Here is a 13713-nt window from a genome sequence, read left to right on the forward strand (position 1 = left end):
CTTCCTCCTGATCACCTTCTTTCACAAATCCCCTACTCATATATTCCAGTTATACATTTATTCCGTTACACTTAAAATTACTGATATGTTTTGAGTTTAAAACTACCAGATAAACATAACCGTTTTAAGGCTATAAAGGTTTCAAACCTGTACCGAAAAGCTCTTAACTACAAAGCACGCATCGAAGCCAACAGCCGTAAAGACGCCATTGCTTCATGGTCTGTGTTGTAAATATACATTTATTAAGTCACCTAGCGTTCTTCAGACGCAAGAATAAAATTTTTACAAACTATTGAATTTTTTTTCGCACCGCCACTCAAATAGCATCTTTGTCTGTAGTTTTATATATTTTCTAAACCTCACTTCTAATCCTACTCAAAGTTTCCTGAGAAATGCCAAGATAAGAGGCTATCATCCCAAGCGGCGCACGCAAAAGTATATCAGAATTTTCTTCTAAAAGCTGAATATATTTTTCCTTTGCCGTCATATACTGCAAGGAATTGATGCGCCTTTCCATATTCGTCATCAGAAGTCCCAAAACACGGCGGCTGAAATTGGCAATGGTGAGCGAAGTTTCGCAGAGTTCTTCCATTTTCGAGTAACGGAAAAAGACAATCTCACTGTCTTCTAAAGCTTCAATGGAATGCCGTGCCGGAATTCTCTCAAAAATGGTGTCTTTATTGGCGAGAATGCTGTTTTCGGGGTAAAAATTGGTGGTGATGTCTTTTCCTTTTTCAAAATAAAACGAGCGCAGAAGCCCTTTTTCTACAAAATACACCTTGCGGTTTAGCGTGTTTTGATCGCTGATAACGGTTCCTTTTTTCACAGATATTTTTTCGGTCTGGGTGTTCAGAAAACTGCGGATATCATCGTCGATGGTGATGTAGGTGGAAAGGATTTCGGGAAAAGTCATCAGGATTCAATTTCTACAAAAATAAAAATAATGCCCCAGAAATAAGGCATTATTCACTAACTAAACATTAAAAATAAACTATTACAAACCAATCTTCAGCAGCCAACTGAAAAGCTCGTTGTACACTTTTTCGCGCACCGGTTTTTTGGAAAGCACCAAATCGTGAATGCCGCCTTTTACAGGAATTATAGTGACATTCCCCTTAAAATTTTCAGCATTTTTATGAATATCCTTCACGTTCAGGATGATATCGGTGGAAGTCACTTCCTCATTCCAGACTTTTGGATAGCCCGATTTTTCAGAATGCATAACCAATACCGGCACCTTGAGTTCTGCGTTGCGGATGTCTTTCTGTGCACGGTGAATAGCTCGGATAAAGCCAAAACTGACTTTGCCGTTGGCATTGGGTTTCAGTTTTAAATCATAATTCCATTCGCCCTTGAAATTTTTATGTAGGCTTTCACCGTAAAAAGTGGAAAATCCACCGCCAATTTTGGTGTCAGGATGATGTTTTCCCAAACCACTGATGATGGGAACCCCAATTTTTTGCGCCAGAAACCCCATATTGAAATCATAAAACGGACTGTTCACCCAAAGTCCGGCAATGTTCGGATTTCCGGGGTGATATTTCATATACCGTGTCGTAATCAAGCCGCCGGTTGAATGCCCTGCCAGCAGAATTTTGCTATGATTTTCAGCAGCGATGATTTTTAAAGCCTCATCGATTTCGGCATTGTATTCGTCCAGGTTTCTGACATTATTAAAAGTTTGATGCGGCAGATAAGAACGCCCATATTTTCTTAAATCCAAAGCATAAAAGTCAAACCCTTTTTCATTGAATTTTTCAGCCATTTCCGCCTGAAAAAAATAATCGTTAAACCCGTGAATATACAACACAGCTTTATGGGCAGGACTTTTCGCTTTTTTGCGGATGATAGTTGCGGTAACTTTCCCTTCATAATCGTTGGGAAAATTCAATGTTTTCTGCTCATAACCGTTTCCCAAAATATCCGGCTTATATTCCTGCGAAAAGAAAAACCCCGAAAGGAAAATCAGCAGCAGTAAAAAGTTCTTTTTCATTGTCCAGTTGTTTGTTAACGCAAAGTTCGGGCTTCTTTTGAAATTTGGCTTTGACATTTATCAAAAAAAACGTCCGGAAATTGCTTCCCGGACGAACAAACAAACTATAAAGAAATGAAAACTTTATATTTCTTGCGGTGTTGAGCCGTTTTCGTTAAGATTATTCTCTGATGCTGTAATTTCATCGAAATCATCGCTTTCATCATCTTCTGAAATATGGTACTTTTTGTAGAGTGAACTGATTTTAATTTTAAGCGCAATCCAGCCTAATACAAAATACACTAACGCCAGGATCAAAAGATGGATGAAGTATTTTTGGGTTAAATAATCTGAGCCACGCTCCACAACCATGATTTTCAATGCCTCCAGATAAGGCGTTAAGGGAATAATGGAATTGAAATACTGCACAAACTGAGGCATCGCCGAGGTTGGCCACGTAAATCCACTTACAATGAACGCCGGAGAAGCAATCACCATCAGATATTGTGTCGCCTTCAGCGCATCAGGAACCAAAATACTGAACAGCACACCCAAATTGGTTGATGCCACCACGAAAATTGCGGTCAGCAGGAAGAAGTTGGGCACATTTACCGGTGACGGAATTTTAAAATAAAGGCTGCACAGGTAGAAAAACAGGATGTTGAAATTGGCGAAAATCCACACCGGAAGGCATTTTATAGCCATCACCAGCACCGCATATTTGTGTTTACCGGCAAAATCACGTTTAAAACTGTCGCGCTTGAATTCCGCAGCAAAAGTGACTGCCATTGCCATCAAAATCACCTGCTGCAGTACCACCGCCATCATCGCAGGCCACATAAAAATCAGGTAATTACTCGTGGTGTTGAATAGCGTGATGTAATTGGCTTTAAACGGTTCGTACTGGGTTTTCGCAATTTCTGCATTCATGCCTTTTTTCTGCAGCGCCTTGATCTCTGCACCTGCCGAAAATGTTCCCAAGATCTGCTGAATCGCTTTCGAAGCAAAATTCGCGGTGAGGACATTGGACGTGTTGATGTAAACCGTGATTTCCGGATACTTTTTCTGCAGCATCAGCGCTTCAAACCGCTCCGGAATGATGACAACAGCCGCAGCTTCGGTCTTGATGACCTCGTCTTTCAGGGGAGCCGGCTCATCGATATAATTCAGGACTTTTATGGTGTGGTTGTCCTCAAACATTTGGGTTATCTGGTCGGAAAGAGGTGTTTTATCGTGGTTGATGAGGATTACCGGAATATTTTCAACCTTACCTTCTTTATAAGTGAACCCAATAAGCAATGCGTAGAATGCCGGCGCCATAAAGAACACCGATAGCATGGTTTTATTGGTAAAAAAGAGCCGAAATTCTCTTTTCAGTAAGTATCTTAACTGTTTCATTTTAATAGAATAAAAATTCCGTCACTTATTTTAAAACCACATTAGAGTTCACCAGAATATTGCCCAACTGGGCCCGATTATCCGGAATTACCTTAATCTCATAAACCGCATCTTCAGGATTATAATCCGGAAAAGCCGTCGTGATATCGGCGTATCTTGCCAGTTGTTTGATGGAAACAATGCGGCCGGTAATTTCTTTTTGGTTGTAATTCACCACCACTTTTACGGTTTTCCCTTTTTGATAAGATGAAATTTTACTTTCCGGAACGGTGAATCTGAAATAAGTCGTGTCCGGAATATAGCCTGAAAAGAGCGGAAAACCGGCAGTCGCGAGTTCGCCTTTGTTCAAAGATACTGTTTCGATTTCCATATCGTTTGTAGCGATCACATATCTTTCAGAATAAGCCACATTCGCTTCCTGCAGAGCACCCATCGCCTGATTAGCCTGTCCTTCCGCCATTTCTATTTTTTCGTATCGCGTACCGATCTGCACATCGCGAAGTTCGGCATTTGCAGCGTCCAACTGTGCTTTGGCGCCCTGGTATTTCGCAAAGGCTTCATCATAATTTTGTGGCGAAAGCACGCTGTCACGGTACATATTTCTAGCCCTGTTGTAGGCTTTCTGCGCATACTGGTACTGCTCCTGCAGCCCTTTTTGTTTGGCTCTCAACTGTCGCAACTGGTCGGCGGTAGCACCGTTTCTTGCCATTTGAGCCTGTGCCCTGGCTGCGGAAGTCGCCCCCTTTGCCTGTGCAATTTTTGCGGAAACTTCAGGTACATCTAGCTTTGCCAGCGTATCACCGGCTTTTACAGTTTGCCCTTCTTCCACATAAATTTCCAGGATTCGCCCGGTTACTTTTGGTGAAAAAGCAACGAGTTCTTTTCTCGTTTTACCTTCAATGGCACGTTCTGTGGGCTTTTGGCTGCAATTAACTAAAGTTAACAGGGTAAGAACAGAAAGTATTTTTGATGTAGATTTCATTTCGTTTGCTTGTTTTTTAATTTTTTTTTAATAATTAAAGATTTTCAGGATTAAGGTTTTGGGTAGATTTCATCAGTTCAACAGCGGAAACTCTCTGATTGAAAATTGCGGTCTGCAGTTCCAGCTCGGCATTCTGTAAATCCGTTTCTGCTTCGATAAGTGCGGCGGAGGTTTTGGTGCCGTATCTGAATTCCTTTTCTACCTGTTCCAAACCTTTTGCTGCAATCTGTCTTGCCTTTTCTTTCAGTTTGATTTGTGCGTTCGCGATGTTGTAATTGGTTTGGTTGTTGGCGAGGTTTAAATTCAATTTTTTAATTGCGTCTTTCTGTTTGCTCTCCAGAATTTCTTTATCTATTTTGGCTTTTTCAATGGCGTGTTTGCCTTCATTACCGTCGAAAACCTCCCATTTAAAGCCAATTCCTGCGGTAAACATGGGAAATACGTTTATGGCACTAGGATGCAAATCGAGTTTTTTTCCAGTGCCGGGAAAAATTTCATCCGAGGTTGTAATGTGGTTGTTGTAAAGCCCGAAATACGACAGCGAAGTCTGTGCCTGAACTTTCGGAACCCACCATTTCTCTTCGGCTTTAATTTTTAAATCTGTCGCGTTAATACCATGTTGAAGTGCTTTCACCTCTGCCCTGTTTTCAACGGTTTCGTTCAGAACTTCGTAGTTTATCGGCTGAAGGTCGTGGTCAATCATGGCAATACGCTCCCTTTCGATGCCGGTCAACAGATGGATCTGAGTGATCAGAAGATCCTTTTTACCTTCATATTCCACCATTTTGGAATCCAAAGTGGCCTGTGCAAGTTCTATTTTTTTGTGGTCGTAAGGCGTAATCAAACCGTAACCCAAGGCTTTATCTGCCGTTTTTTTATTGATTTCCAAACGTTTTTTGGACTGATCCAGAACTTTTTTGGATTCGTAAACCAGCGACAATTGGTCGTATGCTTTGGAAATTTCGGTAATAACGTCGTCCTTGGTTTTCTGCATCATCACTTCTTCCGAAAGATTTTTCTCGCGGTTGGCTTCCTTCAGATATTTCACCTTTCCGCCTGAATAAATCACCATACTGGCTTCGGCCTTTGCAGAGGCGGAAAGACCGGAAATGTTGAGATTATTGCTCAGTTGTCCTTCAGGGACCACCGCTCCAGGAAAAACCGGAGGCACTGCCGGTACTTTAACTTCCGGTGAACTGATATGCGCTGAAGTGTACATATAACCTGTTTTCCCGGTAATCTCCACTTTTGGAAGAAACACATCATTCAGTTTTTCGTCGTCGAGTTTCGTGAATTTGTTTTCTAAAACCTGCTGATTCAGCGTTTCATTATTCTGCAGCGCATTGCTGATGAGTTCCTGCAGCGTAGGTGCCTGCTGCGCATAAAGCGTGAGCGGCAACGAAAAAGCTGCGCCCAAAAGGAATTTGTGTATAGTTTTCATTTTCTGTTTGTTTGTAAAATTGAACATGCAAATTTCCGATAGCTGCAAATAGATTCCTTTGATAAATGTCAAAAAAAACTGAAGCTCAAAAATAAGCTCCAGTTCCTGTAAAACGTAAAATTTAAAATTATGAAATTGTATTTTTTTCTTGGTTAAACTCTTCTTTTCCCTGTAAATAACTGTCTATAATCTCGAAAGCTTTCTTTTCATCTGCTAAACTCACCTTAAGTTTCAAGCTTGTTGCTGTTGGTGTTGTAGTGAAAGTCATGTAACTGTTTTCAGTAATATTTCCAATTTTAGCTTCGTCGAGTTTTGCTTTGATAATTTGTATTTCGGACGGATTGTCGCTTTCAAAAACGGCCACTCTCGTTTGTCTTTCCATATTCATTTTCGGTTTTGGACTTCTAAGTTACAACTTTTCAGTGTATTATTCAAAAAATAATTTAATCTTTCAAAGAATATTTTTCCTTATATCTTTTGTAGAGTTCTTTTTGTTGATTGTTGAGATTCAATGCTCTGCCATCAATAAAAGCATCCGTTACATTATTTGTCAACTGGTCCAAAGCATCACCGTCTGAAATAAATAAAGTGGCACTTTTCCCAACTTCTAAACTTCCGTAATCTTTATCAATCCCTAAAATTTTAGCCAAATTGTAGGAAATACTTTGCAACGCTTTTTCCTTCTCAACACCGTAAGCTGCAGTAGTTCCGGCTCCGAAAGGCAGGTTTCTGGAATCCGAATATTCTTTATCTCCACTGTAATCCAAACCATATAAAATTCCTTTATCCGAAACCATTTTAGCGAATTCGTAAGGCAATCTCGGCGAACTTGAAGAATTTGGCGGTAAAGAATGTGGATTCGTAATAATCAAAGGAAAACCTGATGCTTTAATTTCATCCAGAACGCTTGCCAGATTAGAATCGCCAATCAAAACGGTTTTCTTTACCCTATTATCTTTCGCAAACTGAATGGCTTCCAAGGCTTCATTAGCTCCGGAAACTTCAATAAACAAAATTTTAGAACCATCAAAAACTGGCGCAACTGCTTCAAGTTTGTAATCTTTAGTTCCGGCTTTTGCATCGTAACCTTTCGCTCTTGCAAAAATTGATTTGAGTTCTGCCAAATTTTTTGCTCTCGCTTCTTTCATTTCCTTATCGCGTTTTTCGTCAGTAGATTTTCGGTTTGCAGGCCAGGAAACATTCAGAACATTGTCCTTTGAAACCAGCGCATCTTCCCAGTTCCAAGCGTCGAGATTCATCACAGAAGAAGTTCCGGAAATAATACCGTTTTTCATTGTAGGTTGCGTAAGCAAAATCCCATTAGTTCGAATGGTTGGAATAACGTGACTGTCGGTATTAAAGGCAATTACGGTTCTTGCTTCGGGCGTAAAATCGTTGGATTCCCCGAAATCGACCGTTGCCCTTGTTGCAGAAATTTCAACCAAACCCAAAGTGTTATTTACCAATATAAATCCGGGATAAACGTGCTTTCCGGATGCATTAATCACGTTTGCATTTGTGGGAACTGCGGAATTTAATCCGGTTATTTTTCCGTTATCAAAAACTAGGGTAGCATTTTGCAAAACACTTCCGGTTCCGGTGTGAATGGTTGCTCCGGTAATGGCAATAGGAACGGTTTGTTTGGGAGCCGGAGTTGGTCTTTGCGCCATCGCAAATCCGGAAATCAAAACGGTGAGTGAAAATATTTTATTGAATGTTTTTTTCATGATTTTTATTTTTTAATCCTGATGATTTAAGCCTTCCTGTTCCAAAGTATCGCAGTGGTACATTGCAGGTTGTTCTTTTTTCACGGCTTGAGTGTTTCCTTTTTTAGCATCGTCCGAGAACAGCATTTTTTGGATAATTCTGTTCTTTTCGTCTTTTACCATTTTGTCTCTCAATGGTTGTGTTGAAGCATCGAAATACAGAATTCCGTCCACAAAAGTTTTGTCCACTTTAGCATAAATACTCAACGGATTGTCGGTCCAAAGTACCAAATCAGCATCTTTTCCGGCTTCAATAGTTCCAACTTTATTATCGAGTTGAAGCATTTTCGCAGGATTAAGAGTCACCATTTTCCAGGCATCTTCCTGAGAAACATTTCCGTATTTTACGACTTTTCCAGCTTCCTGATTCAGTCTTCTCGCCATTTCAGCATCATCAGAATTAATCGCAGTATTTACTCCGGCTTGAAGCAAAAGCGCTGCGTTGTAAGGAATTGCTTCACGAACTTCCTCTTTGTAAGCCCACCAATCCGAGAATGTTGAAGCGTTTACGCCGTGTTCTTTCATTTTATCAGCCACTTTATAGCCTTCCAAAATATGAGTAAAGGTTTGAACTTTAAAATTAAATTTATCCGCGACATTCATCAGCATATTAATTTCGCTCTGAACGTAGGAATGACAAGTGATGAAACGCTTTTTATTCAAGATTTCGAGCATGGTTTCCAGCCTTAAATCTTTTCTGTAATTTTTGTTGGAAGCCTTTTCTCTTTCATATTCTTTCGCTCTTGTGAACCAAAAATCAAAAGCCTGTTCCACTCCCGGTCTTGATTGTGGAAAACGGTTCGGATTATTGCCCCAATTGCTCTGTTTCACGTTTTCGCCCAAAGCAAATTTGATGTAGGCTTTTGCATCCGGAAATCTCATATTATCTGCATTTTCGCCCCACTTGAATTTCACGATCGACGATTGTCCTCCAATTGGATTTGCCGAACCATGAAGTTGTTGTGCGGAAGTTACACCTCCAACCAATTGTCTGTAAAAATTGACGTCATCAGGATTGATGGCATCCGACATTCTTACTTCTCCCGAATTATTCGAACCTGCTTCATTAATTCCTCTTCCTAAACCAATATGCGTGTGCTCATCAATTATTCCGTTGGTGAGATGCAGATTTGTTCCGTCAATTACGGTTGCATTTCTGGCAGAAAGTCCGGAACCTACCTGAACGATTTTTCCTTTTGAAACTTTCACATCAAGGTTTTTACTAATTCCTTTTGAAGTGTTGGTCCAAACGGTGGCATTTTTAATCAGATAATCTTTTTGAGTTGGAATGCTTTCAGAACCAAATGCCGAAAATGGATACCACACTTTTCCGGGTTCATCCACTTTATTTTTTTCGTCTTTTTTCGTTTCCGGTTCGAATGCTTTTACATGAGAAATCGAGAAAGGAACTTGATTTCCATCTTTGTTAATTGCAGTTCCAGTTCTGTTTTTGAAATCTGCAATCGGATACATTACGCGATAATTCTGTAAAGAATCGTTTGGTAATTTCAGTTCCATCGCCATTTTGTAATCAGCAACAGCCAATTTTACTTTTCCTTTTTTGTCACCCTGTGTAATTTCGGCTTCGGGTTTTGTAATTTTTCCTTTGATTTTCAAATCATAGGTTTGATTGTTCACCGTTAATTTATAATCACCGCGTACATCATTTTCAGGCATTTTATTGATGATATTTTGCTTTCCTAAAACCCAGTTTTCGTAAATCACAGATTCTTTGTTGAACAAATCATCGGAAGTCATGATGAAATTCGCGTAAGAACCGTTCGTCAGTTTTCCTAAGTTCGCGACTTGAAGCAATTGTGCTGGTTTTTCTGTTAAAGCCTGCAGAATTTCTTCTTTAGAAAGTCCTTTTTTGTTTAAATCCCGAAGTTTATCAAGAAAAGAACCTTTGTCTTTCATTTTGAACATCGTCAATGCAAACGGAATTTTTTCTTTAGCCAAATAAACCGCATTATAAGGCGCTAATTCCCAATGTTTTAAATCTGCAACATCCAAATCTTCAACATCCAATGCGTCAGCGATTTGATATGGTTTTGGATATTCTAAAGGTAGAATTAAAGTTCCGTTCGTGGCTTTAATTTCTTTTGTTCTTTGATATTCGTTTCCTGAACCTACAAAAATAAACTGCACACCGGCTTCATCACCAATTCTGTCAGCACGCATGACGTCCCACTTTTCAGCGGTTTCGATAATGGTTGGTAATTTTTTGTATTTGTTGAAGGCTTCAAGATTGGTGTTTTTTTTATCTGAAGAACCGCCTTTTGCGTACCAATCTGCATCAATATAAGTCTGACGAATCAAAGCAATTGCGCCAACCAAAGCTGTAGGATACGACATTTTGGAAGAACCTTTATCGAAAGAAAGCATAAAAGCCGCGTCCTCTTTAATGACTTTTTCTGAAGCCAAACCACTTCCCAATCCTACCAAAACTGCAGAACCACGAACAATTCCGTCCTCATTAAAACTCAACACCGAGCCAAATCCCTGATTCAGATAGTCTTCATAATCTTTTCCCTGATTGGTAAAGGTATTAACAGCTCTTGTATCTGCTTTTACAGCATCATTGTAAGCAGATGACGTAGCATCGGAAGGGACGTACATACTTCCGGAGTTGTACTCGCTTCGTTTTGCTTTTTCTACACCAACGTTTGCATAGGAATCAATGAAAGATGGATACACATAAGAACCGTGCCCATCAATAACCACAGCGTTTTTCGGCACTGCAACTTTTCCGGAAGCAATTACTTTTCCTTCCTGAAAAACCAGAACCGCATTATCTACTTTAGTTTTATAATCCTGAAAAAGCGTGATGTTGGTAACAGCATAAAGGCTTTTGTCCTTTCCTTTGGTGTCGTTTGGCCAGTAACCGATTTGCGCGGAAACGCCAAAAAATACGCCCAGAGAAAGTAAAGAAAGTACTTTCTTTATCATGGTTTTAAAATTTTTTATGAATTTTTTTTAAGTTTATCAAATTTATAAATTAATATGAAAAACAGATTGTTTTCGTTAAAAATATCTCAACTTAAATTAAAAATAACATTTAATTTATCTTAAATGATTTATTATTAAAAAAAAACGGACTGTAAAATGTCCGTTTCAAAATTTTTATGGGATTGAAATTTAAATCGAGGCGTCCGCAGCTTTTGCAACACCAATTTCATTCAAAACTTTTTCGAGTTTGTTAAGAGCCATTAAAATTTCAGCAGAGGTTACATTCAAATGCGGACGAAATCTTAAACTTTTGTCACCACAAGCTAAAATTATCACATTTTCTTTGTATAACATTTCGCGGACATTATCTCTGAAAGCAGCATCCGGAAAGTCAATTGCGCACATCAAACCGCGACCTCTTGCGTTGGAAATAATTTCAGGGAACTGCCTTTGAAGATTCTGAAGATTTTCAAGTAAGAAATCTCCAACATTTTTTGCGTTTTCTATTAAGTTTTCTTTTTCAATCACTTCCAAAATCAGTTTCAAACGCATCATATCAATAAAATTTCCTCCGAAAGTTGAATTAATTCTGGAACTTTCTCTGAAAACGTTTTGCGGAACTTCGTCAAACTTTTCTTTGTTCGCCAAAACACCACAAACCTGTGTTTTCTTACCGAAAGAAATGATATCAGGTCTTGCTGTAAAATGTTCAAAAGCCCACATTTTGCCGGTAATTCCGATGCCAGTTTGTACTTCATCGAAGATTAATAACACTTCGTTTTCATCACAAATTTTTCTCAAACCAAGGAAAAACTCGTCGCGGAAATGATTGTCGCCACCTTCAGCCTGAATTGGTTCGATAATAATACACGCCACTTGGTTTGGATTAGAAAGAATCGCCTCTGTAATATGAAGCAAAGCCAAATTTTCATTTTTAATTGTTTCAGCCAAATTTTCTTCCGTTATCGGGAAATTCAAATGTGGATTGATAATTCTTGGCCAATCGAATTTCGGGAAATACATGTGCTTTCTTGGGTCTGAAGTATTCGTCAAACTCAATGTATAACCACTTCTTCCGTGAAATGCCTGTTTAAAATGAATACAAATTCCGGCTTCCTTATTAATTCCTTTTTCTAAATTTTTACGGGTTTTCCAGTCGAAACATGCTTTCATCGCGTTTTCAACACCTAAAGTTCCGCCCGAAATAAAGAACGCATATTGCAGATGTTCCGGAATCGCCACTCTTTCGAAAACCTCCATAAATTCAGCATATTCATCTGAATAAACATCGGCTAAAGTCGGTTTGTTGATGGCCATTTTTCCGAGCCACCCCGAATTTTCCACCAAATAGGGATGGTTGTAACCAATGGAAGCCGAAGCAAACATCGAAAACATATCCAAAAATTCGGTGTTAGACATTTTATCGTAAATCCACGAACCGTGGGATTTTTCAATATCCATCACAAAATCAAAACCGTCTGCAAGAATGTGTCTTGAAAGGATTTCTTTAACGTTGTTGGTAGGTTGTGGATGAGATGCGATCGCGTTGTTCATTTTTATTCTTTATGATTTGAGGTTAATATTTGTTTAGTTCGGTTTGTCAGGCTGAGCCTGTCGAAGCCTTTTTTATTGTATTACGAACGCTTCAACAAGCTCAGCGTGATACTACTTCTTTACTATTATTTTTTTTAATCATTCTTTCGGTTTGTCAGGCTGAGCCTGTCGAAGCCTTTTTTCTTTATTCATTGACAATTCGGGCAATAATTCCCATTGATTATTTATGATCGCTTCTTTCTTTTTTCTGCTCCAGCCTTTCACCTGTTTTTCAAATAAGATTGCTTGTTCAACCTCTCCAAATTCGTGATAAAATACTAAAGTAACAGGTCTGCGTTTGTAAGTATAACATTCAGCATTTAGTCCGTCATTATGTTCATTAATTCTTCTTTCTACATCGTTTGTAATTCCTGTGTAATAAGAATTATCAGAACATTTTGCTATATAGACATAGTATGATTTCATTAATTTAATGAGGCTTCGACAAACTCAGCCTGACACTGCCTTAGACTTTATTCAAGTAACTAAACTATGTTAATAAAAATTTGCATTTTAAAAAAGGCTTCGACAGGCTCAGCCTGACACTAATATATTTATTCAAACCGCAATTCTATTATTTTAAAGGCTTCGACAAGCTCAGCCTGACACTGCCTTAGACGTTATATCGCTTTGTTTTTTACATAATTTCTTCTTTTTTATTGTCAGGCTGAGCCTGTCGAAGCCGCTCCTAATATTACACCGCGTCCACTTTATTTTCTTTCTTTCCGCTAAGGTCGAATTTAATCCCCTGTGCTAAAGGAAGACTTGTAGTATAGTTTATCGTATTGGTTTGCCGGCGCATGTAATATTTCCAAACGTCGGAACCGGATTCTCTGCCGCCTCCTGTTTCTTTTTCACCTCCGAAAGCACCGCCGATTTCTGCACCGGAAGTTCCTATATTCACATTCGCAATTCCACAGTCGGAACCGGCGTGAGAAAGGAAGAGTTCGGCTTCGCGAAGATTTTGAGTCATAATTGCAGAACTCAATCCTTGTGGAACATTGTTTTGCATTGCGATGGCTTCATCCAAGGTTTTGTATTTCATTAAGTATAAAATCGGTGCGAAAGTTTCATGCTGAACAATTTCATAGGAATTTTCAACTTCTGCGATACACGGTTTTACGTAGCAACCGGATTCATAATCTTTACCTTGCAAAACGCCGCCTTCAACCAGAAATTTCCCGCCTTCTTCTTTACATTTTTTGATGGAAGCTTCATATTGTTTTACAGCATCAATGTCAATCAAAGGACCCACGTGATTTTTTTCGTCCAAAGGATTTCCGATTTTCAGTTGTCCGTATGCTTTTGCCAAACGGTTTTTCACTTCATCATAAACCGATTCGTGGATAATCAAACGGCGCGTTGAAGTACAGCGTTGTCCCGCAGTTCCCACCGCTCCGAAAACCGCACCAATTATCGACATATCCAAATCGGCGTGTTCTGAAATAATAATCGCGTTGTTTCCGCCCAATTCCAAAATAGATTTTCCGAAACGTTCCGCGACTTTTGCTCCAACCATTCGTCCAACTCTTGTAGAACCGGTAAATGAAACCAAAGGAATATTTTTATCTTCTACTAATTTTTGTCCAACTTTATGATCGGCAACAATCAT

The 13713-nt window shown here is 39.2% G+C and carries 11 protein-coding genes; all 11 read right to left on the minus strand.

Annotated features, from left to right (window positions below):
• Positions 1-352: 352 nt before the first annotated feature.
• Positions 353-913 (minus strand): Crp/Fnr family transcriptional regulator, encoded by a 561-nt coding sequence (locus Q0252_RS10620; RefSeq protein ID WP_297986095.1) that lies wholly within the window; start codon positions 911-913, stop codon positions 353-355.
• A gap of 81 nt (positions 914-994) precedes the next feature.
• On the minus strand, positions 995-1993 hold the full coding sequence (locus Q0252_RS10625) for an alpha/beta hydrolase (RefSeq protein ID WP_297986098.1): 999 nt from the start codon (positions 1991-1993) through the stop codon (positions 995-997).
• 123 nt (positions 1994-2116) lie between these two features.
• Positions 2117-3370 carry an ABC transporter permease gene (locus Q0252_RS10630; RefSeq protein ID WP_297986100.1) on the minus strand — a complete coding sequence of 418 codons (1254 nt, stop codon included), beginning with the start codon at positions 3368-3370 and terminating at the stop codon, positions 2117-2119.
• Positions 3371-3395: 25 nt separating this feature from the next.
• The gene (locus tag Q0252_RS10635; protein WP_297986102.1) at positions 3396-4352 is read right to left on the minus strand and encodes an HlyD family secretion protein; all 957 of its coding nucleotides are present in this window, start codon (positions 4350-4352) and stop codon (positions 3396-3398) included.
• Between the two features lie 34 nt (positions 4353-4386).
• Positions 4387-5793, minus strand: a complete 1407-nt coding sequence (locus tag Q0252_RS10640) for a TolC family protein (protein WP_297986103.1) — start codon at positions 5791-5793, stop codon at positions 4387-4389.
• A gap of 127 nt (positions 5794-5920) precedes the next feature.
• Positions 5921-6175, minus strand: a complete 255-nt coding sequence (locus Q0252_RS10645; RefSeq protein WP_297986105.1) for a DUF2007 domain-containing protein — start codon at positions 6173-6175, stop codon at positions 5921-5923.
• 61 nt (positions 6176-6236) lie between these two features.
• The gene (locus tag Q0252_RS10650; protein ID WP_297986107.1) at positions 6237-7520 is read right to left on the minus strand and encodes an amidohydrolase family protein; all 1284 of its coding nucleotides are present in this window, start codon (positions 7518-7520) and stop codon (positions 6237-6239) included.
• A 12-nt stretch (positions 7521-7532) separates the two neighbouring features.
• On the minus strand, positions 7533-10508 hold the full coding sequence (locus Q0252_RS10655; RefSeq protein WP_297986110.1) for an amidohydrolase family protein: 2976 nt from the start codon (positions 10506-10508) through the stop codon (positions 7533-7535).
• Between the two features lie 189 nt (positions 10509-10697).
• On the minus strand, positions 10698-12062 hold the full coding sequence (lat, locus tag Q0252_RS10660) for an L-lysine 6-transaminase (RefSeq protein ID WP_297986112.1): 1365 nt from the start codon (positions 12060-12062) through the stop codon (positions 10698-10700).
• Between the two features lie 138 nt (positions 12063-12200).
• On the minus strand, positions 12201-12527 hold the full coding sequence (locus tag Q0252_RS10665) for a GIY-YIG nuclease family protein (protein ID WP_297986114.1): 327 nt from the start codon (positions 12525-12527) through the stop codon (positions 12201-12203).
• A gap of 268 nt (positions 12528-12795) precedes the next feature.
• Positions 12796-13713: aldehyde dehydrogenase family protein (locus Q0252_RS10670; RefSeq protein ID WP_297986116.1), on the minus strand; the 918-nt coding region annotated here is incomplete at its 5' end.

This window comes from uncultured Chryseobacterium sp., assembly GCF_936933875.1.
Classification (GTDB): domain Bacteria; phylum Bacteroidota; class Bacteroidia; order Flavobacteriales; family Weeksellaceae; genus CAKZIK01.

Coding starts and splice junctions, on each gene's coding strand:
- Q0252_RS10620 (WP_297986095.1), bottom strand. CDS start 913: ATGACTTTTCCCGAAATCCTTTCCACCTACATCACCATCGACGATGAT.
- Q0252_RS10625 (WP_297986098.1), bottom strand. CDS start 1,993: ATGAAAAAGAACTTTTTACTGCTGCTGATTTTCCTTTCGGGGTTTTTC.
- Q0252_RS10630 (WP_297986100.1), bottom strand. CDS start 3,370: ATGAAACAGTTAAGATACTTACTGAAAAGAGAATTTCGGCTCTTTTTT.
- Q0252_RS10635 (WP_297986102.1), bottom strand. CDS start 4,352: ATGAAATCTACATCAAAAATACTTTCTGTTCTTACCCTGTTAACTTTA.
- Q0252_RS10640 (WP_297986103.1), bottom strand. CDS start 5,793: ATGAAAACTATACACAAATTCCTTTTGGGCGCAGCTTTTTCGTTGCCG.
- Q0252_RS10645 (WP_297986105.1), bottom strand. CDS start 6,175: ATGGAAAGACAAACGAGAGTGGCCGTTTTTGAAAGCGACAATCCGTCC.
- Q0252_RS10650 (WP_297986107.1), bottom strand. CDS start 7,520: ATGAAAAAAACATTCAATAAAATATTTTCACTCACCGTTTTGATTTCC.
- Q0252_RS10655 (WP_297986110.1), bottom strand. CDS start 10,508: ATGATAAAGAAAGTACTTTCTTTACTTTCTCTGGGCGTATTTTTTGGC.
- lat (WP_297986112.1), bottom strand. CDS start 12,062: ATGAACAACGCGATCGCATCTCATCCACAACCTACCAACAACGTTAAA.
- Q0252_RS10665 (WP_297986114.1), bottom strand. CDS start 12,527: ATGAAATCATACTATGTCTATATAGCAAAATGTTCTGATAATTCTTAT.